Origin of the sequence: Sphingomonas canaveralia (genome assembly GCF_047238125.1) — a bacterium.
GTDB lineage: Bacteria > Pseudomonadota > Alphaproteobacteria > Sphingomonadales > Sphingomonadaceae > JBDFMH01.
The window spans coordinates 1,486,230-1,509,376 of sequence record NZ_JBDFMH010000001.1; the positions used below are offsets into that span (position 1 = coordinate 1,486,230).

26 protein-coding genes and 1 tRNA gene are annotated in these 23,147 nt (G+C 68.4%); 17 read left to right on the forward strand and 10 right to left on the reverse strand.

Annotated elements, in window-relative coordinates; translation table 11 throughout:
• The first annotated feature begins 2 nt into the window (after positions 1 to 2).
• Genes ABC347_RS07085 through ABC347_RS07115 form a run of 7 tightly spaced genes read left to right on the forward strand, consistent with a single transcriptional unit; the run spans position 3 to position 4,682 of the window.
• The gene (locus ABC347_RS07085) at positions 3 to 1,556 is read left to right on the forward strand and encodes a sensor histidine kinase (protein WP_413245033.1); all 1,554 of its coding nucleotides are present in this window, start codon (positions 3 to 5) and stop codon (positions 1,554 to 1,556) included.
• Positions 1,553 to 2,008, forward strand: a complete 456-nt coding sequence (locus tag ABC347_RS07090) for an HPr kinase/phosphorylase (protein WP_413245034.1) — start codon at positions 1,553 to 1,555, stop codon at positions 2,006 to 2,008. The genes ABC347_RS07085 and ABC347_RS07090 overlap by 4 nt, the downstream gene beginning before the upstream one ends.
• Positions 2,005 to 2,949 carry an RNase adapter RapZ gene (gene rapZ, locus ABC347_RS07095; RefSeq protein ID WP_413245035.1) on the forward strand — a complete coding sequence of 315 codons (945 nt, stop codon included), beginning with the start codon at positions 2,005 to 2,007 and terminating at the stop codon, positions 2,947 to 2,949. Before ABC347_RS07090 ends, rapZ begins: the two co-directional genes overlap by 4 nt.
• Complete coding sequence (locus ABC347_RS07100; RefSeq protein ID WP_413245036.1) at positions 2,946 to 3,353, forward strand: PTS sugar transporter subunit IIA; 408 nt, start codon at positions 2,946 to 2,948, stop codon at positions 3,351 to 3,353. The genes rapZ and ABC347_RS07100 overlap by 4 nt, the downstream gene beginning before the upstream one ends.
• A complete protein-coding gene (locus ABC347_RS07105) occupies positions 3,350 to 3,625 on the forward strand; it encodes an HPr family phosphocarrier protein (protein WP_413245037.1) in 276 nt (91 codons plus the stop codon). Before ABC347_RS07100 ends, ABC347_RS07105 begins: the two co-directional genes overlap by 4 nt.
• Before the next feature lie 32 nt (positions 3,626 to 3,657).
• Positions 3,658 to 4,458, forward strand: coding sequence for a TrmH family RNA methyltransferase (locus ABC347_RS07110; RefSeq protein WP_413245038.1), 801 nt, complete (start codon positions 3,658 to 3,660; stop codon positions 4,456 to 4,458).
• 2 nt (positions 4,459 to 4,460) lie between these two features.
• Positions 4,461 to 4,682 (forward strand): DUF5818 domain-containing protein, encoded by a 222-nt coding sequence (locus ABC347_RS07115; RefSeq protein WP_413245039.1) that lies wholly within the window; start codon positions 4,461 to 4,463, stop codon positions 4,680 to 4,682.
• On the opposite strand, the gene ABC347_RS07120 is transcribed toward ABC347_RS07115, so the two are convergent.
• The 4 genes from ABC347_RS07120 to ABC347_RS07135 all read right to left on the reverse strand — a co-directional run bounded on the left by ABC347_RS07120 (position 4,666) and on the right by ABC347_RS07135 (position 7,750).
• Positions 4,666 to 5,025, reverse strand: a complete 360-nt coding sequence (locus ABC347_RS07120) for a c-type cytochrome (RefSeq protein ID WP_413245040.1) — start codon at positions 5,023 to 5,025, stop codon at positions 4,666 to 4,668. The two genes, ABC347_RS07115 and ABC347_RS07120, sit on opposite strands and share 17 nt — an antisense overlap.
• A gap of 106 nt (positions 5,026 to 5,131) precedes the next feature.
• Positions 5,132 to 6,481 (reverse strand): SPOR domain-containing protein, encoded by a 1,350-nt coding sequence (locus ABC347_RS07125; protein WP_413245041.1) that lies wholly within the window; start codon positions 6,479 to 6,481, stop codon positions 5,132 to 5,134.
• 19 nt (positions 6,482 to 6,500) lie between these two features.
• Positions 6,501 to 7,019, reverse strand: a complete 519-nt coding sequence (locus ABC347_RS07130) for a hypothetical protein (RefSeq protein ID WP_413245042.1) — start codon at positions 7,017 to 7,019, stop codon at positions 6,501 to 6,503.
• Between the two features lie 11 nt (positions 7,020 to 7,030).
• Entirely contained in the window at positions 7,031 to 7,750 is a 720-nt protein-coding gene (locus tag ABC347_RS07135; RefSeq protein ID WP_413245043.1) for an AAA family ATPase, read from the reverse strand.
• Positions 7,751 to 7,965: 215 nt separating this feature from the next.
• Between ABC347_RS07135 and ABC347_RS07140 the strand changes: the two genes are divergently transcribed.
• Both ABC347_RS07140 and ABC347_RS07145 read left to right on the forward strand, forming a co-directional pair.
• Complete coding sequence (locus tag ABC347_RS07140; RefSeq protein WP_413245044.1) at positions 7,966 to 8,988, forward strand: SPOR domain-containing protein; 1,023 nt, start codon at positions 7,966 to 7,968, stop codon at positions 8,986 to 8,988.
• A gap of 109 nt (positions 8,989 to 9,097) precedes the next feature.
• The gene (locus ABC347_RS07145; protein ID WP_413245045.1) at positions 9,098 to 9,379 is read left to right on the forward strand and encodes a hypothetical protein; all 282 of its coding nucleotides are present in this window, start codon (positions 9,098 to 9,100) and stop codon (positions 9,377 to 9,379) included.
• An 18-nt stretch (positions 9,380 to 9,397) separates the two neighbouring features.
• On the opposite strand, the gene ABC347_RS07150 is transcribed toward ABC347_RS07145, so the two are convergent.
• Both ABC347_RS07150 and ABC347_RS07155 read right to left on the reverse strand, forming a co-directional pair.
• The gene (locus tag ABC347_RS07150; protein ID WP_413245046.1) at positions 9,398 to 10,801 is read right to left on the reverse strand and encodes an NAD(P)H-dependent flavin oxidoreductase; all 1,404 of its coding nucleotides are present in this window, start codon (positions 10,799 to 10,801) and stop codon (positions 9,398 to 9,400) included.
• Between the two features lie 45 nt (positions 10,802 to 10,846).
• Positions 10,847 to 11,965 carry a glycosyltransferase family 4 protein gene (locus ABC347_RS07155; RefSeq protein ID WP_413245047.1) on the reverse strand — a complete coding sequence of 373 codons (1,119 nt, stop codon included), beginning with the start codon at positions 11,963 to 11,965 and terminating at the stop codon, positions 10,847 to 10,849.
• Positions 11,966 to 12,077: 112 nt separating this feature from the next.
• On the opposite strand from ABC347_RS07155, the gene ABC347_RS07160 reads away from it, so the two are divergent.
• Entirely contained in the window at positions 12,078 to 13,967 is a 1,890-nt protein-coding gene (locus ABC347_RS07160) for a M1 family metallopeptidase (RefSeq protein WP_413245048.1), read from the forward strand.
• Between the two features lie 10 nt (positions 13,968 to 13,977).
• Here the strand turns inward: ABC347_RS07160 and ABC347_RS07165 are convergent, their stop codons facing one another.
• From ABC347_RS07165 to ABC347_RS07175, 3 genes are all read right to left on the reverse strand, one after another.
• Positions 13,978 to 14,946 (reverse strand): magnesium and cobalt transport protein CorA, encoded by a 969-nt coding sequence (locus tag ABC347_RS07165; RefSeq protein ID WP_413245049.1) that lies wholly within the window; start codon positions 14,944 to 14,946, stop codon positions 13,978 to 13,980.
• Positions 14,947 to 15,029: 83 nt separating this feature from the next.
• Positions 15,030 to 15,105: transfer RNA gene (locus tag ABC347_RS07170), tRNA-Ala, on the reverse strand.
• Positions 15,106 to 15,178: 73 nt separating this feature from the next.
• Positions 15,179 to 15,496 (reverse strand): TIGR02300 family protein, encoded by a 318-nt coding sequence (locus ABC347_RS07175; protein ID WP_413245050.1) that lies wholly within the window; start codon positions 15,494 to 15,496, stop codon positions 15,179 to 15,181.
• A 107-nt stretch (positions 15,497 to 15,603) separates the two neighbouring features.
• On the opposite strand from ABC347_RS07175, the gene aroA reads away from it, so the two are divergent.
• From aroA to rplI, 6 genes are all read left to right on the forward strand, one after another.
• A complete protein-coding gene (gene aroA, locus ABC347_RS07180; protein WP_413245051.1) occupies positions 15,604 to 16,938 on the forward strand; it encodes a 3-phosphoshikimate 1-carboxyvinyltransferase in 1,335 nt (444 codons plus the stop codon).
• Positions 16,939 to 16,943: 5 nt separating this feature from the next.
• The gene (locus ABC347_RS07185; protein ID WP_413245052.1) at positions 16,944 to 17,936 is read left to right on the forward strand and encodes a proline iminopeptidase-family hydrolase; all 993 of its coding nucleotides are present in this window, start codon (positions 16,944 to 16,946) and stop codon (positions 17,934 to 17,936) included.
• Complete coding sequence (locus ABC347_RS07190; protein ID WP_413245053.1) at positions 17,933 to 18,580, forward strand: (d)CMP kinase; 648 nt, start codon at positions 17,933 to 17,935, stop codon at positions 18,578 to 18,580. The genes ABC347_RS07185 and ABC347_RS07190 overlap by 4 nt, the downstream gene beginning before the upstream one ends.
• Positions 18,581 to 18,759: 179 nt before the next feature.
• Positions 18,760 to 19,182: a 30S ribosomal protein S6 gene (gene rpsF, locus ABC347_RS07195; protein ID WP_413245054.1), complete on the forward strand. Its 423-nt coding sequence runs from the start codon at positions 18,760 to 18,762 to the stop codon at positions 19,180 to 19,182.
• Positions 19,183 to 19,196: 14 nt separating this feature from the next.
• Positions 19,197 to 19,421: a 30S ribosomal protein S18 gene (gene rpsR, locus ABC347_RS07200; protein ID WP_025292255.1), complete on the forward strand. Its 225-nt coding sequence runs from the start codon at positions 19,197 to 19,199 to the stop codon at positions 19,419 to 19,421.
• Between the two features lie 12 nt (positions 19,422 to 19,433).
• Positions 19,434 to 20,024 carry a 50S ribosomal protein L9 gene (rplI, locus tag ABC347_RS07205; RefSeq protein ID WP_413245055.1) on the forward strand — a complete coding sequence of 197 codons (591 nt, stop codon included), beginning with the start codon at positions 19,434 to 19,436 and terminating at the stop codon, positions 20,022 to 20,024.
• A 353-nt stretch (positions 20,025 to 20,377) separates the two neighbouring features.
• Here rplI and ABC347_RS07210 read toward each other — a convergent pair whose 3' ends face one another.
• Positions 20,378 to 20,653: a UvrB/UvrC motif-containing protein gene (locus ABC347_RS07210; RefSeq protein WP_413245056.1), complete on the reverse strand. Its 276-nt coding sequence runs from the start codon at positions 20,651 to 20,653 to the stop codon at positions 20,378 to 20,380.
• A gap of 74 nt (positions 20,654 to 20,727) precedes the next feature.
• Between ABC347_RS07210 and ABC347_RS07215 the strand changes: the two genes are divergently transcribed.
• Positions 20,728 to 22,899 carry a primosomal protein N' gene (locus ABC347_RS07215; protein ID WP_413245057.1) on the forward strand — a complete coding sequence of 724 codons (2,172 nt, stop codon included), beginning with the start codon at positions 20,728 to 20,730 and terminating at the stop codon, positions 22,897 to 22,899.
• Positions 22,900 to 23,147: the final 248 nt, after the last annotated feature.

A 23,147-nucleotide genomic window follows, 5' to 3' on the forward strand; every position in this document is an offset into this window, starting at 1 on the left:
AAGTGGCGCCGCCGGACGATCTGGCGCTCGGCTGGTCGCGTCACTGGTCGCTCGGCAACCGCATCCTGGCGGTCAACATCTTCGCGCTCGCGCTGCTGGCAGGCGGCTTCTTCTATCTCGACAGCTATCGTGCACGGTTGATCGATCAGCGGCTGCACGAAAGCGAGATTCAGGTCGGCCTTATCGCCACCGCGATCGATGCCGCCACGCCGGCGGATCGTCCGCGCGTGCTGGCCAGACTGGGGCGGACCAGCCAGCTGCGGCTGCGGATCTATGCGAACGATGGCCGCAAGATCGCCGACAGCTGGGCTGGCAGCGTACCAACCTATGATCTGCGCGATCCGCGTACCGAGCCCTGGAAGCGCCAGGTGGCGCGCTTCCTCGATCGGGTGATCGATGGCGTCGCGGGTGCCTATCGCCCGCAGGAATTCGTCGAGCCTGTTCCCGACCGGATCGACGCGTGGCGCGAGGCGATTGCCGCCCGCGACACGCGCGCGACGACCAGCGTCGAGCGGCGGGCGCCCGATCGCACCACCATGATCTCCGCGGCCACCGCGCTGCCGGCACCGGGGCGCGGCGTGTTGCATGCCAGCGCCAATGCGCGCGATATCACCCGGATCGTGCGTGCGGAACGGCTGCGGCTGGGCATCGTCCTTGCGGTCGTGGTGCTGCTGTCGGTACTGCTGTCGCTGTTTCTGGCACGCACCATCGTGCGCCCGCTGCGACGGCTGGCGATCGCGGCGCAGCGTGTCCGGCTCGGCCGTTCGCGCGAGGTGCAGGTGCCACGGCTGCCTTCCCGGCACGACGAGATCGGCGTGCTGGCCCGCGCGCTCAGCGACATGACCCAGGCCCTGCGGCAGCGGATGGACGCCACCGAGGCGTTTGCCGCCGACGTGACCCACGAGCTGAAGAACCCGCTGGCCTCGCTGCGATCCGCGGTCGACACGCTCGACCGGGTCAGCGATCCTGATCTGCTGGCGCAACTGGTGGCGGTCATCAAAGACGATATCCGTCGGCTCGATCGGCTAATCACCGACATTTCCGAAGCCTCGCGGCTGGACGCCGAATTGTCGCGCGCCCGGTTCGAGCCGGTCGATGTAGGCCGGATGATCGAGCAGCTGGTGGCCGCCCGCGAGGCGCGCGGGCGCAACGGCACGGTCAGCGTCGCCTTCGCCCGCCCGCATCTGGGCATCGCCACGGTGCTTGGCGATGGTGCGCGGCTGTCGCGCGTCGTCGAGAATCTGGTCGACAATGCCGTCTCCTTCTCGCCCCCGGGCGGGCTGGTCCGGATCTCCGCCACCCGCGACGGCGATGATGTACTGCTGTTCGTCGACGATGAAGGGCCCGGCGTGCCGCCCGCCGCGCGCGAGGCGATCTTCAACCGCTTCCACTCGCTGCGGCCCGAAGGCGAGGAATTCGGCCGGCACAGCGGGCTCGGCCTCGCCATCGCCAAGGCGATCGTCGATGGGCATAATGGCACGATCGCGGTCGAGGATCGCGACGATGCGCCCTCGGGCGCTCGATTCATGGTAAGGTTGCAGGCGGCCGGGGCATGACGATGCGTCCACTCAGTTCCGAGACGATCCATGCGTCGTGCGTGGCGCTGTCAATCGCGGGCACGCGCCACGCTGTGCTGCTGGGGGGGCGATCGGGGGCGGGCAAATCCGATCTCGCGCTCAGGCTGATCGATCGCGGCGCGGTTCTCGTCAGCGATGATTACACGTTGCTCAGGCGCACCGATGCCGGCCTGATCGCATCCGCGCCTGCCACCATCGTCGGGCGGATGGAGGTGCGCGGCATCGGCATCGTCACGATGGAGACGCTGGCCGAATGCCGGGTAAGGCTGCTCGTTGCGCTGGACGAGCCGGTCGATCGGATGCCCGAAGGAAGCACGAGCCGGATCATCGCGGGGATCCCGGTACCGACCATCCGCCTTCCCTCGCTCGAGCCTTCGGCTGCCATCAAGATCGAACTCGCCTTGCGGGAGATCGGGCTGAAGGCGCCGTGACCGCGGCGGGCGACGGCGCGGAACGCCGCATCCTGATCATCACCGGCCTGTCGGGCGCGGGAAAGTCCACTGCGCTGCGTACCTTCGAGGATCTCGGCTGGGAAACGGTCGACAATCTGCCGCTCTCGCTGCTCGATCGCCTGCTGGCCGCGCCCGGCGGCGAACGCGAGGATGGTGATCGGCCCCTGGCGATCGGCATCGACAGCCGCACCCGCGGTTTCGATCCGAAAGCGATCGTGCGCCGGATCGCGCGTCGGCGCGAGGGCGGCGCGATCGAACTGCTGTTCCTGGATTGCGGCGGCCCCGAACTGGCGCGCCGCTTTTCGGAAACGCGGCGGCGGCATCCGCTTGCGCTGGACTGGCCCGCCGCCGACGGCATCGCCCGCGAACGCGCGCTGATGGAGCCGCTGCATCGCGCCGCGGATCATCTGTTCGACACGACCGAGCAGAGCAGCAACGGCCTGCAGCAGGAATTGCGCGATCGCTTCGGCGGCGCCCGCGCCGAAGCGCCGACCTTGACGGTGATGTCGTTCGGCTTCTCGCGCGGGCTGCCGCGCAACGCCGATCTGGTGTTCGACATGCGCTTCCTGCGCAATCCGCACTGGGACGAAGCGCTGCGTCCCGGGACCGGGTTCGACTCCGGCGTAGCGGCCTATATCGCCGCCGACCCTGCCTATGCCGAAGCGGTGGAGCGGATCGAAGCGCTGCTGCTGCTGTTGCTGCCTCGCTACGCCGCCGAAGGAAAATCCTACGTCACGGTCGCGTTCGGCTGTACCGGCGGGAGACACCGCTCGGTTCACGTCGCCGAACGGGTCGCGGCACGGTTGCGCGCCGAATTGTTTTCGCCCACGGTGGTCCATCGTGACCTACCCGCCACCCCGCCCGCCGAACCCGGCCCGCGGAGCGCGGGAAGCGAGGCAGAGTTTCAGGTGGATCGATGATCGGACTGGTGTTGGTGACGCATGGCCGCCTCGCGGCGGAATTCGTGACCGCGATGGAGCATGTAGTTGGCCCGCAGGATGCGGTGGCGGCGATCTGCATCGGCCCGGACGACGACATGGAGGCGCGCCGCGCCGACATCGCGACCGCGATTGCGGAAGTCGATCGTGGCGCGGGCGTGATCCTGCTGACCGATCTGTTCGGCGGCACGCCGTCCAACCTGGCCATTTCGCTGATGGAACCCGGGCGGTTCGAGGTGATCGCCGGGGTCAACCTGCCGATGCTGATCCGGCTTGAAGGGGCACGCAAGATGATGAAGGTGCAGGCAGCCGTCGCCGCTGCGCGCGATGCCGGCCGCAAATATATCTCGGTCGCCTCCGAAGTGCTGGGCGAGGCCGCGGCGTGAGCGCACTCGAGCGCACCGTCCTCATCACCAACAAGCGTGGCCTCCACGCCCGGGCAAGCGCCAAGTTCGTGACGCTCGCCGCCGCCCAGCCGGCCCAGATCGAGGTCGAGAAGGGCGGCGCCGGCGCGGTATCCGGCACCTCGATCATGGGGCTGATGATGCTGGGCGCCGCCAAGGGCGACAGCGTGACCATCCGCTGTTCGGGTGACGGCGCGGACAAGGCGCTGGCGCTGCTCTGCGAGCTGGTCGAGGATCGCTTCGGGGAGGAGTGATCCCCGCGATCGCCCCCTGCCCGCCGCCCGCCATGCCCCGCACCATAACCGCCTTTTCCAATCCGCTGATCAAGCGGGTCCGATCGCTGCGCGAGAAGAAGGGCCGCCGCCTGGAACGCCAGTTCCTGGCCGAAGGCCTGCGCATCCTGACCGAGGCGCGCGAGGCCGGGCGCGTGCCGCGCCTGATCTTCTACGCCGCCGACAGCGCCCGCCATCCGCTGGTGCTGGCGCTGGTCCACGCAGTCGAAGCTGCCGGCGGCGAGGCGATCGAGACCGACCGTGACATATTGAGCAAGCTCAGCGGCAAGGATAATCCGCAGGCCGTGGTCGGCGTGTTCGACGAATGGGGTACCGGCCTTTCTACCATCGACCGCGCGACCGCGCCGATCTGGCTGGTGGCGCAGGCGCTGCGCGATCCCGGCAATCTCGGCACGATCCTGCGCACCGGCGATGCAGTCGGGGCCGGCGGGCTGATCCTGCTCGACGACTGCGCCGATCCCTTCTCGGTGGAGGCGGTGCGCGCCAGCATGGGGGCAAGCTTCACCCAGGCGATCGCGCAGGCGCGCTGGCCGGAGTTCATCGCATGGCTGCGCGCCGGACCCGGGCAGCTTGTCGGCACCAGCCTCAACGTATCGGTCGATTATCGCACGGCGCCTTATGCCGCGCCTTGCTTCATCCTGATCGGCAACGAGGCGCAAGGGCTGCCGGCCGACTATGAAGCGGCGTGCGATCTAAGAGTCAAAATCCCGATGCTGGGCAAGGCCGACAGCCTGAACGCCGCAGTTGCCTGCGCGGTGGTGGCGTATGAAGCGCTACACCGGTTGCGAGGCTGACGATGGCAGCAGCGGGCGAGGCGTTCGATGCCCAGGGCACGCTGGTGCGCGACGGTGGCGGCTTCGCGCTGCGCATGGGCGGCGGCGCGCTGGTGCGGCTTGTGCTGTCGCGGACACCAGTCGATCTGGTCGAAAAGCAGGTCCGCGTGATCGGCAGCGTCGACGGCGATGGCGCGATCGATGTCGACGGGATCGCGCCGGCCGGTTCTACTTCAACGTCTTGAGATAGGCGATCAGGTCGGCGCGCTTCTTGGCGTCGGTCACACCCGGATAGGCCATTTTGTTGCCGGGAACCACCGTCTTCGGCGCGGCCACGAACGCATCCAGCGCGGCGGGCGTCCATACGCCGCCCTTGGCTTTCAACGCAGGCGAATAGGCGAATTTCGGATCCGATCCCACCTTGCGGCCGACCACGCCGAAAAGGCTTGGCCCGAGCTTGGCCTTGCCCGGCTCGACCGCGTGGCAGATCGAGCAGGGCACGAACGCCGCCTTGCCGGCGGCGGCATCCTGCGCCTGGGCCGGAGCCGCGAACGCCAACAGGGTAAGCCCGGACAGGATGAATCGCATGAAGCCGCTCCGTAACTGTGCCGGCGCAGCGCTAGGCGGGGAAACCGCGGCCGACAAGTCCGCGCAATGCGGTTGCCGGGTTGAACCGCGGCTTAACCCAGCCGGATCAGCGCGATGCCAGCCGCACGGGGCGCGTCGCAGGGCGGGCCGGCTTCGCGGAGGCGAAGCGCATCGGCGCGTCGCCTGCCACCCCGCGCACGAAACAATCGCCGCCGGCGGAGCGCAGCCGCTGGCACAGCTGCACCGCCTCGTCGCGGGTGGCGAAGCCGGCCAGCGACAGCCGGTGATAGGTGCCGGTCGCCAGCTTGATGGTGGTATGCGACGGCGTCAGCCCCGCGAACCGCGCGAACCGGTGCTGGGACTTGCCCCACGCCGCCTCGGCCAGCGTGGCCGAGGAGAAGGCGCCGACCTGCACCGCGAAGCTGCCGCGCGCCTGCTGGCGGAAGGAAACCTGTCGCGGCTGCTGCTCGATGATGCGGCGGTAGACGGCGGGCACCGCGGCGACCTTGACCGGGCCGGCGGCGGCGCGAATCAACGGCGCAGCGCTCGGCTGCGCATAAGGCAGCGGCAGCGCTTCGGCAGCCGGCTCGGCGGCGACCGGCCCGGCGTCAGCGAAAACAGCCGGTGCTTCGATTCCGGCCGTCGGCTCGGCCGGGGCGGCTGGCACGGGTTCGGCTGCGGCGACCGCGACGGGCTCGGCCGTGACCGGTGCCAACGCCAGGCGCTCGGGCCGTCCGGTATCGGCGGCTGGCGTCACGCCCAGCAGCGTCGCCACCTGATCCCAATTGTCACGCGGCTGCGCGAACTGCGCCCACTGCATGATCCGGTTGGTCACTTCGAGCGGGCTGACGTCATAGCTGGCCATCAGCTGCGCCTCGCGCCAGCGACCGGCCAGTGCGTAGGACAGCGCCAGATTCTGGCGGGCCTTGGCGTCGGCGTCGGGCGCGCGCACCGCGGCTTCGAGGATCTCGATCGCGCGGGTGGGTTCACCGGCCAGCGCCAGGCCCAGCCCACGGTCCGTCTCTCCCACCACGCCGCGCGCGGCATCCAGCCCGCCGATTGCGTCGCGCTTGCGGCCAAGCGCGATCTGGGCGAGCGCACGGCTCAGCATCGCACGCGGTTCGGATGGCGAAAGTTCGAGCACTTCGCCGAAGCTGGTCTCTGCGGATTGGAAACGGCCGGCGGCGAGATAGGCCTGGCCCAGCACGATCCGCGGTTCGATGCCGCGCGGCTCCAGCGCGACGGCCTGCTCGGCAAACGCGACGGCCTCGTTCCCGCGCTTCGCAGCGATCGCGGACTTCGCCTTTGCGGTCAGCCGATCGACTTGGGCGTCGAGCTTGGGCGCGGACGACGACAGCCCGAGCGGGCGCGCCTGCCCGGCTGGCTTGCACCCGACTGTTACGGTGCCCAGCACCAGCGCGGAAGCGGCGAATTTCAGGACGATCTGCTTTTTCATGGCGTATTCCTGTCGATGGCTAGCGCTGCGCGGCCTTGGCCGGCAGCTTGCCCGCGATCGCAGTCAGTTCGGGCATGGTGGCGAGAAAGGCGTCGAGCGCTTCGGTCACGATCATCTGCGCGGAGCGGTGATCGACCGCGCAGGCGAGCCGAAGCTTCAAATGGCGTTCGGGGTCGAGCCGCAGCGTGAAGGCGGAACGCGCCTTGGCACCGCGGACCCGCGATACCGGCACCACGGCCTCGGCGGTCAGCGGCGGGGTGATCGGTGCAGGCGGCACGGTGACGGCCGCCGGTTCCACGGTCGCGACCGGCGCTGCGATCTCGCGCGCCAATTCCTCCTGCTGGCGCACGACCGCGGGCGGCGCCTGCGGCGGGATCACCGGATTGGCGGACGCCGCCACCGAATGGCCCATGTCGTTCCAGCCAAGATCCTCGAGCGGAGCGTGCGGGTTGAACACCTGCGGGCGCATCGCCGGCTTGGCCTGGCCCTTGCGAGCGAGCAGCCCGGATGAGAGCGACGCAAAGGATTTGCTGTCCATGGCCGCGCCTCTCACTGGTTCACCACGCGGCGGCCGAAGCCGCCAGCCGGTCGCGCCTGCGCGCCGAGCGCCGGGGTCGATCCCGGGGCCGCAAACACGGTGCGGCGGAAATTCTTCTCGAGCCGATCGGAGATGTAGGACCACAGCCCGATCACCTCCTGCGAGGAACGGCTCTTCTCGTCGACTTCCATCACCGTGCGGCCGTCGATCATCGAGGCGGCGAAATCGGTGCGGTGATGCAGCGTGACCGGGGCCACGGTGCCGTGCTGCGATAGTGCGATCGCGGCTTCGAAGGTGATCTTCGCCTTGGGGGTGGCGGCGTTGACGACGAACAGCAGCGGCTTGCCCGCGCGCTCGCACAGATCGACGGTGGCTCCCACGGCGCGCAGGTCGTGCGGGCTCGGGCGGGTCGGGATCACGATCAGCTCGGCCACCTGGATCACGCTCTGGATCGCCATGGTGATGGCCGGCGGCGTATCGATCACCGCCAGGCGGAAGCCCTGCTGGCGCAGCATCTCAAGATCGGCGGCCAGCCGCGCGACGGTGGTCTGCGCAAAGGCCGGCATCTCGGCCTGGCGTTCGTTCCACCAGTCGGCCAGCGACCCCTGCGGATCGATGTCGATCAGGACCACGGGGCCCGCGCCGGCGCGTTGCGCCTGCACCGCGAGATGCCCGGACAAGGTGGTCTTGCCCGATCCGCCTTTCTGTGATGCCAGTGCCAGTACCCGCATGGTGCCCCTCGAGGATCGCAATCGTCGCGAGCTGACTGCCATGTCTCCACCTAAGGATTGGTTAATGCACGCCGGCCCTCGCGCGCGTTCGGGAAGGTGCGGGATGACGAGCAAGGCTCCGCAACTTGCGCGAACCCACGCTTTTCTTTGTCAACATCCCCTTAACCACCCTAGTCTAGGGATGCTCCGGTAATTTCCTCGAAAGGGTTGAGGCGATGAAGATTGCGGCCGCAGTTCTGCTTGGTGTTGCTTCGCTGATGGCAAGCTCGCCTGCGCTGGCGAGCGTCAAGGACGGAGTCGATCTATGGCAGGCGGGCGATTACACGCGCGCCGTCGCCGAGTGGAAGGCCCCTGCAACCGCCGGCGACGCCGATGCCCAGTTCAATCTCGCGCAGGCCTATAAGCTGGGTCGCGGCGTGCCGACCGATCTGCGCGCCGCCGAAGGCTGGTACAAGAAGGCGGCCGCGCAGGGCCACGAACAGGCGCAGGCCACGCTCGGCCTGATCATGTTCCAGAATGGCGATCGCGCCGGCGCCCTGCCCTGGCTGAAGCAGGCGGCCGAACGCGGCGAGCCACGCGCGCAATATGTCTATGGCACCGCACTGTTCAACGGCGACCTGGTCGCACGCGATTGGCCCCGCGCCTATGCGATGATGACGCGCGCCGCTGCCTCCGGCCTGCCCCAGGCCACTGCCAGTCTGCAGCAGATGGATCAGTTCGTGCCGACGCCCGAACGGCAGAAGGGCATCGAGATTGCCAAGACGATCACCCGCCAGAATCCCGCGCCGGCCGGCGTGACCGCACCCGCCGAGCGGCCGGTGCGCGTCGCAGGCGTCGCCGTCAAGGCTGCCAACGAGTTGAAGCCCGCCCCCGTGCGTGCCGCCCGGACGAAGCCGGCCCCGGTCGAACCCAAGCCCGTCCCCGCCCCCGTTTCCGCCAGGCCGAAGCCGGAACCGGCCGCCGCACCGGTGGCGATGTCTGCCCGGCCGGTCGCAGTCACGCCCAAGGGCAAGTGGCGCGTACAGCTCGGTGCGTTCGGTGCGCAATCGGGTGCGCAGGCAGCCTGGACCGGGCTCGCCGCGAAGGCGCCCGCGCTGCGCGGTCTGCAGCCGCAATATGTGAAGGCCGGGACTGTCACCCGCCTGCAGGCCGCCGGCCTGGCCGATCGTGCCGCTGCCGATCGGGCCTGCAGCGCAGCGAAGGCGGCGGGCAGCGCCTGCTTTACCGTCGCGCCCTAATCTCCGCGGTAACGAATTGTTCGCGCCCGCCGGCATAAGCTGGCGGGACACGAACGATCAGGGGTCGCAGCCGATGGGTTCCCGTCACCGTATCAAGCCAGAACCGGCGATGGCATCGCCCTGGCGCCGCCGCCCGCTCTGCACGCTGGTGGGTGACAGCGCCGATCCCGGTGCGCTGCGCGAGATATCCGGCATCGGCGCGTTCCTGGAAACCAGCGCCCGCCCCCCGCTCGGCACCCGGGTCGAGCTGCGCCATCCCGAAGCCGGTGCGATCAGCGCCGCGGTTTCGGCCACATCTGCGGATGGTGTGCGGCTGTCGTTCGATCCCGGCATCGCCGCGATGGCGTTCGCGCTGACCGCGATTGCCTGCGACATGAGCCTGCCGAACTGAACCTTCGCTCGGGGCCGATCAGTCCCCGGTCAGGATCCGGTCGACGAGCTGCTTCACGGTCGGCACGAACCCGTTCGAATAGAATGGATCCTGCTTGAACTTGTAGGCCGCATGGCCCGCGAACATCAGGTTCTGCTCGACATCGCCGCCATGTGCGATGTCCTGCAGCGTCTTCTGGATGCAGAAGCTGCGCGGATCGGCCAGCCGCCCGGTCGAATTGCCCTCGGTATCCGCCCAAGAGGAAAAGGCGCATTGGCTGAGGCAGCCCATGCAATCCGCCTGATCCTTGCGAATGATCTTCATGTCCTCGGGCGTCACGAACACCAGCGTGTTATCTGGCGTCTTCAGAGCGGAGGTGAAGCCGGCGCCATACCATTCGCGCGCGCGCTGCAGATCGCCGAGCGTCACCCAGAAGCTCTTGCCTTTCACGCCGACGTCCAGCTGATACTGGTGATCACCCGCCGCCTCGCCGGAAAAGGCGATCTGCCGTTCGGAGCGGGCCTCGAGATGGCGCAGGAACGGGTTGCGCACCGCCGACGAATAGAAGCCGGTCGGCGAGAAGCGGTGCAGCAGCACATCGCCCTCGTCCAGCGTCATCAGCCGGTCCTTCCAACCGTCGGGAATCGGGCTCTCGCGGGTCAGCAGCGGCCGGGTGCCGAACTGGAACGCGATCTGGCCCAACTCCGGATTGTCGATCCAGTCGTTCCAGTCGCGCAGGAACCAGACCCCGCCCGCCATCACGATCGGCACGCTGTCGGGGATGCCGCCCTCGCGCATCGTCTCACGCAGCGCCTTCACGCGCGGATAGGGATCCTCGGGGCGAAGCGGGTCTTCCGCATTGGACAGGCCATTATGCCCGCCGGCCAGCCAGGGATCTTCATAGACCACCGCCGCCAGCCATTCCGACGCCTTGGAATAAGCGCGCTTCCACAGCGCGCGGAAGGCGCGGGCGGACGAAATGATCGGCAGGTAATGGACACCGTAGGAAGCGGTGATCTCGCTCAGCTTGTACGGCATGCCCGCGCCGCAGGTGACGCCCGCCACCAGCCCGCGAGTGCGTTCCAGCACGCCATGCAGGATGCGCTGGGCACCGCCCATTTCCCACAGCACGTTGATGTTGATCGCACCCTTGCCGCCGGCCATGTCGAATGCGCGCTTCACCTGCTCGACCGCGCCGTCGATGGCATAAGCAATCAGTTCCTCGTGGCGTTCGCGCCGCGTGAGCGCGCTGTAGACCTGAGGGATGATCTTGCCGTCCGGATCATAGCTGTCGGCGTTCACCGCCGAAACCGTGCCGATGCCGCCGGCCGCGGCCCAGGCGCCCGAACTCATGTGATTGGTCGCAGAGACGCCCTTGCCGCCCTCGATCAGCGGCCAGACTTCACGCCCGCCATAGACGATCGGACGAATACCCTTGAACAATCCCGGCCTCCCGAAACGCCCCACATCGGGCGTGCGGGCCCGCGTTTAGGCCATTTCGCGAAAAAAGCCAGCCGCGCCTGCCGCCGCCCCGTAAAGCCGGCGATAGGCGTCGATCATCGCGTCCTCGCCATAATCGGCCAGCGCCTTCTCCCGATTGGCGGCGCCGATCGCCACGCGCAGCGCGCGGTCGCCCGCCAATCGGGCCATGGCGACGGCATAGGCCGCCTCGTCTTCCACCGGCACCACCAGCCGGCGATTGGCCAGGCTCACCATCGTGCAGACGTCTCCGACATCGGTGGAAACGATCGGCAGCCCCGCCGCCATCGCCTCGATCAGCGAGATCGGGAATTGTTCGCTATCGGATGACAGCGCGAAGATGTCGAACAGGCCGACATAATGTTCGGGTTCGGGTAGGAAGCCCGCCAGATGGACGCGATCGGCCACTCCCAGCCGCGCCGCCTCCGCCAGGATCGCGCCGCGCTCCGGCCCTTCGCCCACGATCACCAGGCGGACGTGCGGCAGCGGTGCCACCGCGCGCACCAGCCGCGGCAGGTTCTTCACCGCGCGCAGACCGGCCAGCGTGCCGACCACCACTTCGCCATTGCCGCGCCGAAGACCCGGGATCGTCCCAGGCACCGGACGCGCATAACGCTCGACCTCGATCCCGTTGGCGATCCTTAGCGGGACCTGCCACCAGCTTTCGCGCGCGATCCGCTCGAGCCGCTCGGACGGCACCACCACCGCGTGCGCGGCGGGCAGCGTCACCCGCCGGAACCAGACGCGCGCCGGCTTCTGCCGCGCCGCTTCGTCCTGGTTGAAGCCGTCCTCGTGGTGGATCAGCGGCGTGCCGCCGAACAGCCGCCGCGCGCCGACCGCATCCATTGCCCCCCAATTATAGGTCAGCACCAGATCGAAGCGACGCATGTAGCGCGCCAGATCACGATACCGCCCCGGCGCGGGCTTGCCCACGATCGGCGGATGATCGTGCGGGAAATTGGCGGCGATGCCGGGCGCGATCGCATCGCGCGCGTCCAGCGCATCGGGCACGGCGGACAGGATGGTGTGGTGCGCATGATCGCCGAACGCGTTCATCAGCCGCACCGCGCGCGCTTCCTTGCCGCCGAGCGCGAAAGTGGAATGGACGTGGAGGATATCGAGCGCCATCGCCCCCGCCCTATCCGGCCCATGGTAAAGATTGCGGCAACGCCCGCGGTTGCGACCGCGCCGCGCTTCCCATAGCCACCGGCGCAGGTTCCGAAGCGAAAGTGCGTCCGTAATGCGTATCCCCGTCCTGCTGATCTCCCTCGCCGCCACGCTGGCCGGTGGCGCGCTGGTCGCGCAGCGGCAGACGGCCCCTGCCCCCGCCCCAATCCTGACCTCGCCGGAGGCACGCGACCTGTGGACGCATGCGCAGCCCGAACAGGCGCGTGTCACTCATGTCGCGCTGGATCTGACCGCCGATTTCGATCGCAAGGTGATGCGCGGCACCGCCACGCTCGACATTCTGGCGAAACCCGATGCGCAGTCCATCATCCTCGATGGCGACGATCTGGTCATCGCCGCCGTCACCGATGCGGGCGGTCGGCCGCTCGCCTACACTGTCGGCAAGGACGATCCGACGCTGGGATCGCCGATCACCGTGCAGATCGGTGCCGCCCGCCGCATCGTCATTCGGTACGAATCCGCACCCAATGCCGGCGCGCTGCAGTGGCTGCCCCCCGCGCTGACCGCCGGCAAGACCAAGCCCTACCTGTTCAGCCAGGGCCAGCCGATCTCGAACCGCAGCTGGATCCCAACGCAGGACAGCCCCGGCATCCGCCAGACCTGGGATGCCACGCTGACCGTACCGCACGGCCTCGTCGCGGTGATGAGCGCGGAAAAGCTGAGCGGAGACGGCGGCGAGCCCGCACCCGGCGGCATGCGCCGCTTCCGCTTCCGCATGGACAAGCCGGTGCCGCCCTATCTGATCGCGTTCGCGGTCGGCGATCTGAAGTTCCGCGCGATCGGCCCCCGCTCCGGCGTCTGGACCGAAGCCGTGATGCTGGACGATGCCGCGCGCGAGGTCGCCGATGTCGAGAAGATGATCGATGCGGCCGAGAAGCTTTATGGCCCATATCGCTGGGGCCGCTACGACATGCTGGTGCTGCCGCCGTCCTTCCCGTTCGGGGGGATGGAAAATCCGATGCTCACCTTCCTCACGCCGACGATCCTGACCGGCGACCGATCGAACACCGATGTCGTGGCGCACGAGTTGGCGCACAGCTGGTCGGGCAATCTCGTCACCAACGCCACCTGGTCCGACAGCTGGCTCAACGAGGGCTTCACCACCTATTTCGAGAATCGCATCATGGAAGCGCTCTACGGGCGCGAGCGCGCGGCCATGTATCTCGATCTCGATTGGGACGGGATGATGCGCGACATCGATCGCAACGGCGGGATGACGGGTGCCGCCACTCGGCTGCACGGCGACCCCGGTGGCACCGCCGGCCAGCTCGATTACTTCAAGGGCTCCGCCTTCCTGCGCACGATCGAAGCCGCGGTCGGCCGCAAGCGCTGGGATACCTATCTGCGCGGCTATTTCGATCGCCACGCCTTCCAGCCGCAGACGACGGCCGGCTTCCTGGCCGATCTGCGCCGCAACCTGATCCGCGGCGATGCGAGGCTCGAACTGAAGCTGCAGCTCGATCGCTGGGCCTATGCCGCCGGCCTGCCTGACAACGCCGTCCGCACCCGCAGCGCCACTCTGGCCGCGGTCGATGCCCAGCTCGATGCGGTCAAGCGCGGCGGCCCGGTTTCCGCTGTCGAGACCAAGGGCTGGGCCACGCAGCAGTGGCTGCGCTTCCTGAACGGCCTGCCCCGCCAGCAGACGCCCGCGCGTCTGAAGGAACTCGATGAAACGCTCGGCCTGTCGCGCTCCGCCAATGCCTATGTCCGCTCGGCCTGGCTGGAGCTGGCGGTCGCCAATCGCTACGAACCGGCGCTGCCCGCGCTGCGCCAGTTCACCGGCAGCGTCGGCCGCACGCTGCTTGTGCGCCCGGTCTATGTCGCGCTGATGGCACAGGGCGATTGGGGGACACGGATCGCGCGCGACGCCTTCCGCGCCGCCCGCCAGACCTATCACCCGGCGACGGCGGCAGCGATCGAAGCGGTGCTGGCGAAGAAGTGACGCGGGGGCGCTACAGCCAGCCGACCCGCTTGAACCGGATGTAGAGCGCCACGCACAGCGCGCTGATCACGCCCAGCACCACGAAATAGCCGTAGCGCGTCGAAAGCTCGGGCATATGCTCGAAATTCATGCCGTAGATGCCGGCGATCGCGGTCGGCACCGCCAGGATCGCCGCCCACGCCGCCAGCTGGCGGGTGATCGCGCCGGTGCGCTGCTGTTCGAGCAGGTTGCTGAACTCGAACACCGATGTCAGCACCATCAGCAGCCCTTCGACCATCGTCTGCACGCGGCGCACATGATCCAGCACGTCGCTGAAATAGGGGCGCGCATCGGCATCGATGCAGGGCAGCTCCATCTTCACCAGCTTGTGCGCGACTTCGGCCATCGGCCCCAGCACGCGCTGGAAGCGGATCAGCTCCCGGCGTAGCGCGAAGATCCGGGTGATCTCGTCGCGACCGAGGAAATGGTCGAGCGTGCGCTGCTCCATCGCCAGCACCTCATCCTCGATCGTCTCGACCAGCGGCAGATAGCCGTCGACGATGAAATCGAGGATCGCGTGCAGCACGTAATCGACACCGTGCACTAACAGGTCCGGTGCGGCTTCCAGCTGCGCGCGGAGTGCGGTGTGGGCGCGCGCCGAACCGTGGCGCACGCTGATGATGTGGCTATGGCCCACGAAGATCGCCGTCTCGCCATAGGAGATGCGGTCGCCATCCAGATGCGCGGTTCGCGCCACCACGAACAGCTGGCCGTTGTAGATGTCGACCTTGGGCAGCTGATCCGCCTTGATCGCATCCTCCACCGCCAGCGGATGCAACCGATACTGCTCCTGCAGCGTGCGCATTTCCTGCGGCGTCGGATCGGCGATCCCGATCCACACGAACTCGGACTTGTCCTCGGGGCAATGGATCCGCTCGTCGATCGATACGGCGCGTTCCCGCCGGCCGTGTCGATAGAGATTGGCCGCCATCACCGTCATGCGCGCGCTCCGCCAGGCAGCATGCACGAAGCAGCCTTAAGCCGCATCGGCCGTGCTGATCAGGATGATCGATGCTGAGAGGTTGGTGGAGCCGTGGGGGATCGAACCCCAGACCTTCGCAATGCCATCGCGACGCTCTCCCAGCTGAGCTACGGCCCCGAACCTTCTTCGCCGGACTGGGATCCGGCGGCGGAGCGGGCCGTTTATTTCAGCCCGCCCCGCCGTGCAACACCTAATTCTCGTCGTCGTCGTCGCTGGTATCGACACCGATATCGTCGTCGCCGCCCAGGTCGACATCGTCGTCGGGGCTGGGCTCGGCATCTTCGTCGATGTCCAGATCCTCGGCCAGATCGCCGTCTTCCGCCTTCTCCTTGACGACTTCCTTCTTGGGCGCGTCATAGGGCAGCGGCTGCTTGGACTTCAGGACGGGATCGGGCTCGAACGCCTGACCACATTCGACGCAGACGACAGGGTCGTCCTTGCCGAGATCGTAGAAGCGCTCGCCGCACTTCGGACAGGTGCGCTTGGTGCCCCATTCAGGCTTGATCATGGGCTTGGAAGCCTCCGGAAAAGGATAAGGGCGCGACGAGCCGGAGGCGCGCCGCGAAACGTCGCGCGCCTTGCCACAGCGCTTGCCCCCTGTCAAAGCCGCGCCCGATGTCGCCCACCCCCGCTCCGCTGCGCTTTTCGGCGCCCGGCCCGCTTGCCGGCACAGTGGCGGTACCGGGTGACAAGTCGATTTCCCACCGCGCGCTGATGCTGTCCGCGCTCGCCATCGGCGAAAGCGAGGTCGATGGCCTGCTGGAGGGTGAGGACGTGTTCGCCACCGCCGCAGCGATGCGCGCGATGGGGGCGGACATCGCGCGGGACGATGCCGGCCGCTGGCGTATCCACGGCGTTGGCGTCGGTGGTCTGCTGCAGCCGCAGGTCGCGTTCGACATGGGTAATTCGGGGACCTCCACCCGGTTGCTGATGGGCCTGCTCGCCAGCCACCCGGTCACCGCCACCTTCACCGGCGATGCCTCGCTCTCGCGCCGGCCGATGGGCCGCGTGATCGATCCGCTGGCGCTGATGGGGGCGGACATCACCGCCTCCCCCGGCGGCCGGCTGCCGCTGATGCTGCGCGGCCTCTCCCCCGCGGTGCCGATCACCTATCGGCTGCCGGTCGCGTCGGCGCAGGTGAAGTCGGCGGTGCTGCTGGCCGGGCTGAACGCGCCCGGCATCACCCGCGTGATCGAACCGATCCCGACCCGCGACCATAGCGAGCGGATGCTGCGCGGCTTCGGTGCAGATCTTTCGGTCGATATCGATGTCGACGGAACCCGCCACATCGCGATTCGCGGCGAGGCGGATCTGCGACCGCAGCGCATCGTCGTGCCCGGCGATCCATCTTCCGCCGCCTTCCCGGTGGTGGCCGCACTGCTGGTGCCGGGGTCGCGCATCACCGTGCGCAACGTCGGCATCAACCCCACACGCGCGGGGCTGTTCGCGGTGCTGCGCCGGATGGGCGCGTCGATCGTCGAGCAGGATGCGCGTGAGGTGGGGGGCGAGCCCGTCGCCGATCTCGTCGTCACCGCCTCGGCGCTGACCGGCATCGAAGTCGATCCCGCGATCGCGCCCAGCATGATCGACGAATATCCCGTCCTCTTCGTGGCATGCGCGCTCGCATCGGGCCGCTCGGTCTTGCGTGGGTTGGACGAGCTGCGCGTCAAGGAATCGGATCGGATCGCGGTGATGGCCGAAGGGCTGCGCGCGATCGGCGCTCGCGTCGAGGAACTGGAAGACGGGCTGGCGATCGATGGCACCGGCGGTGATCCGCTGCCCGGCGGGGCGACGATCGCCGCGAAACTGGACCATCGTATCGCAATGAGCTTCGCAGTGGCTGGACTCGTGTCGCGCGCGCCCGTCACCATCGACGACATGGCCCCCGTTGCGACCAGCTTCCCCACCTTCACCGCGCTGATGACCGGCCTCGGAGCCGAGGCGTGCTGAATGCGATGAGCCGGCGCACCTTCGTCGCCGCCACCGGCGCCGCGCTCGCCGCGCCGACCCTGGCCGACGCCGCCCCGCCGGTCGGCCCGCTTGTGCCCGGCCTGCGGATCACGCCCGCGCGTGAGGAGATGGTGCCCGTGCCCGGCGGCCGGGTCTATGTGCGGATCGACGGCGACCTCGCCGGCCCGCGCCCGCCGATCGTGCTGCTGCATGGCGGCCCCGGCAGCTCGCACTGGTATTTCCTGGCCGCGACGGCACTCGCCGGTGATCGCGCGGTGATTCTCTACGATCAGCTCGACAGCGGCCGATCCGAAAAGCCGGGCGATCCCGCCAACTGGGTGGTGCCGCGCTTCGTGGCGGAACTGGAGGCGATCCGCGCTCATCTCGGCATCGCACGCTGGCATGTGCTGGGGGCCAGCTGGGGCGGCACGGTGGCGCAGAACTATGGCACCGCCCGCCCCGCCGCGCTGGCCGGGCTGGTGCTGCAATCGCCGCTGGTGTCGACCCCGCTCTGGCTGCGCGATGCGCGTGCGCTGAAGGATGCGATGCCGGCCGAGACCCGCCGCCTGCTCGATCGCTGCGACGTGCCCGGCGCCGAGCCGGCCGCCGCCTGCGATGCCGCCACCGCGGCCTTCTATCGCGCGCACGTCACGCTCAGCGATCCGCCGGCCGCGATTGCCGCCTACAAGGCATCGCTGCCGCGCGCATTCAGCGCGGAGATCTACAATCACATGTGGGGCCGCGCCGAATTCACGGCGAGCGGCACGCTGAAGGATTATGACGGCACCGCACTGCTGCCGCGGCTGAACGGCCGCCGCACCTTGTTCGTGACCGGCGCCGAGGATGAAGCACGCCCGGCTACCGTGCGCGAATTCGCAAAGGCAGCGAGGGCCGATTTCCGCGAGATCCCCCGCGCCGCCCATTCCATCTTCATCGATAATCCCGCCGCCTATCTCGCCGTGTTGCGGCCCTGGCTGGCCCGACAGGACAAGGCATGAATTCCAATCTCGTCATCGCGGTCGATGGGCCGGCGGCATCGGGCAAGGGCACGATCGCCCGCGCGCTCGCCGCGCATTACGGCCTGCCGCATCTCGATACCGGGCTGCTCTACCGGGCGGTCGGGCTGAACGTGCTGCGCGGCGGCGGCGATCCGGCAGATCCCGATGCCGCGCTGGCCGGCTGCCGGTTCGATGATCTGCTGCTGACCGATCCCAAGCTGCGCTCCGAACAGGCGGGCGGTGCGGCCAGCATCGTCTCCGCCCATCCCGCCGTGCGCACGGCACTGATCGAACGGCAACGCGATTTCGCCGCCCGCCCCGGGGGCGCAGTGCTCGATGGACGTGACATTGGCACCGTGATCGCGCCGGATGCCACCGCCAAGCTCTATGTCCGCGCCACGCCGTCGATCCGCGCCAAGCGCCGTCAGGCCGAGCTGCGCGCCGCCGGCATCGAATGCTCTATCGACAAACTGACTGCCGAGATCCGCGCCCGTGATTTTCGTGATCAGTCGCGCGAGGTGGCACCACTCCGCCCCGCCCCCGACGCGCTGGAACTCGATACCAGCTTCCTGAGCATCGACGCTGCGGTCGAGAAGGCGATCGCCCTCGTCGAAAGCCGCCGCACGCTGCGGGGCGCGGCCTGATCCACCCTTGCCTTTCCGGGCGCGATGCGCCATGGGCGGGGCGATCGGGGCGGTGGGCTTGGCCTTCCGCTCCTTTCTTATTGCCGCCGCATCGCCCCCGGGCAAGCGGCAGACGACAGCCGGAGGGGCGACGCGATGGGCGCGGCGTCAGCGATCGGCCAATGTAAGGACGTGAAAGCATGGCTCTGTACGAGCATGTGTTTCTCGCGCGTCAGGATCTGGCTCAGGCCCAGGTCGATGCGCTTGCCGAAGCCGCGACGAAGATCGTCGAGGAGCATCAGGGCAAGGTCGTGAAGACCGAGACGTGGGGCCTGCGCGGCCTCGCCTACCGCATCAAGAAGAACCGCAAGGCGCATTATGTGATGCTCGAGATCGATGCCCCCGCGGGCGTCGTGGCCGAGCTCGAGCGCCAGACCGCGATCAACGAAGATGTGATTCGCTACATGACCATCCGTGTCGATGGGCATGAGCAGGGCCCGTCGGCGATGATGCGCCGCAACGAGCGCAGCGAGCGTGATCGCGGCGATCGTGGTGACCGCGGCCCGCGCCGTGATCGTGAAGACCGTCCTCGTCGCGACCGCGACGATCGTGACGCGGCCTGAGGGAGACATAGACCATGGCCCGCCCCTTTTTCCGCCGCCGCAAGAGCTGCCCCTTCTCCGCGAAGGACGCGCCCCGGATCGACTATAAGGACGTCCGGCTGCTGCAGGGCTTCGTGTCCGAGCGTGGCAAGATCGTGCCGAGCCGCATCACTGCGGTATCCGCCAAGAAGCAGCGCGAGCTCGCCCAGGCGATCAAGCGTGCCCGTCATATCGGGCTCCTCCCCTATATCGTGAAGTAAGGAGCGCCGAAGATGGACGTCATCCTGCTCGAACGCGTCGAGAAGCTCGGCCAGATCGGCGACGTGGTCACCGTGAAGAACGGTTTCGCGCGCAACTATCTGCTGCCGAACAAGAAGGCGCTGCGCGCCAACGCCGCCAACAAGAAGGTCTTCGAGGCCAACCGCGCCCAGATCGAGGCCGATAACGCCAAGCGCCGCGAAACTGCCCAGACCGATGCCAAGGGTGTCGACGGCAAGACGTTGACGCTGATCCGCCAGGCATCGAATACCGGCCAGCTCTACGGCTCGGTCTCGGCGCGCGATCTGGTCGAGGCGCTCGAAGCCGACGGCACGAAGCTGGCCAAGAGCCAGATCGTGCTCGACAAGCCGATCAAGACCATCGGCCTGACCGAGGTGCGCGTCGCGCTCCATCCTGAAGTCGCGGTGACCATCAAGGTCAACGTGGCCCGCTCGCCGGAAGAGGCCGAGCTGCAGTCGCAGGGCGTGGACGTGATGGCCCAGATGTTCGAACGTGACGAGGCGGGCTTTACCGAAGCCTATGACCCGAACGCCGAACCGGGCGAGATCGCAGTCGACGACGCCGAGGACCGGGCCGAGGCCTGATCCGCAAGCGCCCGTTGCGGAACGAAGCGAAACGCCGTCCGGAGCGATCCTGGCGGCGTTTTCGTAACGGCGGTGGTTGCGACACCGGCCCGTCGCTGAAAAAAAGCCTGTCCTACAGAGTGCCGGATCGGTTAAGAGATTTTCGGCTCATTCTTAGATTTGGATAGCATTCGCGTGCCGTATCGCAGGCAAGCGTTGGCCCGTGCGCGGCGATCCAGATAGAAATCTGGCCGGCACGGCGGGCCGGACCCTCACACAATCGCTGCTTTCGCTGCTTTCGCCGGCCGGGATCAAGTTCACGGGAATGATCGGCGTTCTCAGCCTAGGTCGAACCCGCTTCACATCCTCAGCAATCAGCTGCGGCGACCGCGCCCCTTCGTCTTCAGATCGGGTTTTGGGGGCGGCTTCCAGTCGGGTGGCGGGGTGACGCGCTGGCGGCTAGTGCCAAGCCCCATCGCGCCCGGCTGCTGTCGCGCCAGCCCCTCGGTGTCGGCCACGCGCGCGGCCTGCGGATCCGCGCCGCCTCGGATCAGGTTGATCTTGTCACGCAGCGCACGCGCTTCCTCGAAGTCCAGTCGTGCGGCGGCGGCCTCCATCTGCGCAGTCAGTTCGGGCAGATCGTCGTCCACCCCGAATGAACGTCCCGGCGTCCGGATCGGGTGCGGCAATTCCCTTTCGCGGGTGGCATCCCTAATTGGACGCCATGAATCCCCGCGCCCGCGTCCTGCTGCTCAATGCCGCGCTCGGCCCACTCGATTACCGGGTTGATCCGGGCCAGTCGGTCGAGCCCGGATCGATCGTGCTTGCCCCGCTCGGCCCTCGCCAATTGGCCGGCGTGGTCTGGGAAGCCGATCGGATGCCGTCCGATGCCGAGGTGGGAGACAACCGGCTGCGTCCGCTGGCCGCCGTCTACGATCTGCCGCCGATCGCGGCTCCGCTGCGCCGGCTGATCGAATGGACTGCGGATTATTATCTGAGCCCGCCGGCCGCCGTGCTGCGGATGGCGCTGGCATCCGCATCGGCACTCGATGGCGGACGCACAATCGTCGAATATCGCGCGACCGGCCACGTGCCGCCACGGATGACGACGCAGCGCGCCCAGGCGCTGGAGCGGATCGGCGAGCGCCAGGGGCTGGTGCGCGAACTGGCAACGATCGCCGGCGTATCGGACGGCGTGATCCGCGGCCTCGTGAAGGCGGGTGCGATCGAGGCGGTGGAGGTTGCGATCGACGATCCGTTCGCGGTGCCCGACCCCGATCACCACCAGCCCGAACTTTCGCCCGATCAGCGCGCGGCGGCGGACCGCCTGGCCGGCGCGGTAGCAGACGGCGAGAATCGGACCATCCTGCTCGACGGCGTCACCGGATCGGGCAAGACCGAGGTCTATTTCGAGGCGATCGCCGAAGCACTGCGTGCCGGCCGCCAGACGCTGGTGCTGCTGCCGGAGATCGCGCTGACCGAGCCGTTCCTCAAGCGCTTCGCCGCGCGGTTCGGGCACCAGCCGGTGGCGTGGCATTCGGATCTGCGTCAGTCCCAGCGCCGCCGCGCCTGGCGCGCGATCGCCAGTGGTGAAGCGCTGGTCACGGTCGGCGCCCGCTCCGCGCTGTTCCTGCCGTATCGCGATCTCGGCCTGATCGTCGTCGACGAGGCGCACGAGACCAGCTTCAAGCAGGAAGACGGCGTCCAGTATCATGCCCGCGACGTAGCGGTGATGCGCGGCCGGTTCGAAAGTGTGCCGGTGGTGCTGGCGTCGGCGACGCCCGCGATCGAAACGCGCCAGCAGGTCGCGCTTGGCCACTATGAGGAATTGAAACTGCCCGGTCGCTATGGCGCCGCCGAACTGCCCGATATCGAGGCGATCGACATGCTGGCCGATCCGCCGCCGCGCGGCCGCTGGCTGGCACCGACGCTGGTCACCGCGATCACCGAGACGCTTGCACGCGGCGAGCAGGCTCTGCTGTTCCTTAATCGCCGGGGCTATGCCCCGCTCACGCTCTGCCGCCACTGCGGGCACCGCTTCCAATGCCCGAACTGCACCGCCTGGATGGTCGAGCACCGATTGTCCGCGCGGCTGGCATGCCATCATTGCGGCCATGTGATGCCGCCCCCGCGCGCCTGCCCAGAGTGTCATGAGGAAGACGCGCTTGTGGCGTGCGGACCGGGTGTGGAGCGGATCGCGGACGAGGTCGCCGCGCTGTTCCCCGATGCGCGCGCCGCCGTGGTGACGTCCGATACGCTGTGGTCCCCGGCCAAGGCGGCCGAGTTCGTGAACCGGATGGAAGCGGGCGAGATCGACATCGTGATCGGCACGCAGCTGGTGACGAAGGGCTATCATTTCCCGAACCTGACGCTCGTCGGCGTGGTCGATGCCGATCTCGGGCTGTCGGGCGGTGATCTGCGCGCAGCCGAACGCAGCTTCCAGCAGATCGCGCAGGTGGCCGGGCGCGCGGGTCGCGGCGAGAAGCCGGGCCATGTCTATGTGCAGACGCGCGAGACTGCCGCGCCCGTGATCCGCGCGCTGGTTTCGGGCGATGCCGAAGGCTTCTACGCCGCCGAAACCGAAAGCCGGCGCGCGGCTGGCGCGCCGCCGTTCGGCCGCTATGCCGCGATCATCGTCTCGTCCGAGGATCAGGCCGAGGCCGCGGAGACCGCCCGTGCGATTGGGAAGGCCGCGCCGCGGGTCGAAGGGATGGCGGTCTATGGCCCCGCCCCCGCCCCGCTGGCGATGCTGCGCGGACGCCACCGCCAGCGGCTGCTGGTCCACGCGCAGCGCAGCCTTGACGTGCAGGACGTTATCCGCGGCTGGCTCGGCACACTTGAATGGCCGCGCGCAGTGCGCGTGCAGGTGGATGTGGACCCCTACAGCTTTGTTTGAAGCGTAGGCGGAACTGGTCCGTCACTCCTGCCCATGTGGGAAGGCAGGAGCCGTGGGACGCAGGGCGGAAAGCCCGACGACCACGATCGCCAAAGGGTCGACGACGACGGTCGAACTGCATGTGGGCAATGGCGGTGACTGCCGCATGTCGCTCGCCTGTTCTTTTGTTGCTCGTACGGATTCGAGCTGTGCCCTACGGCAATTCCCTTTTGATCGGAGCGTGCTAGTCTCGCTGCGACCTTGGGGAG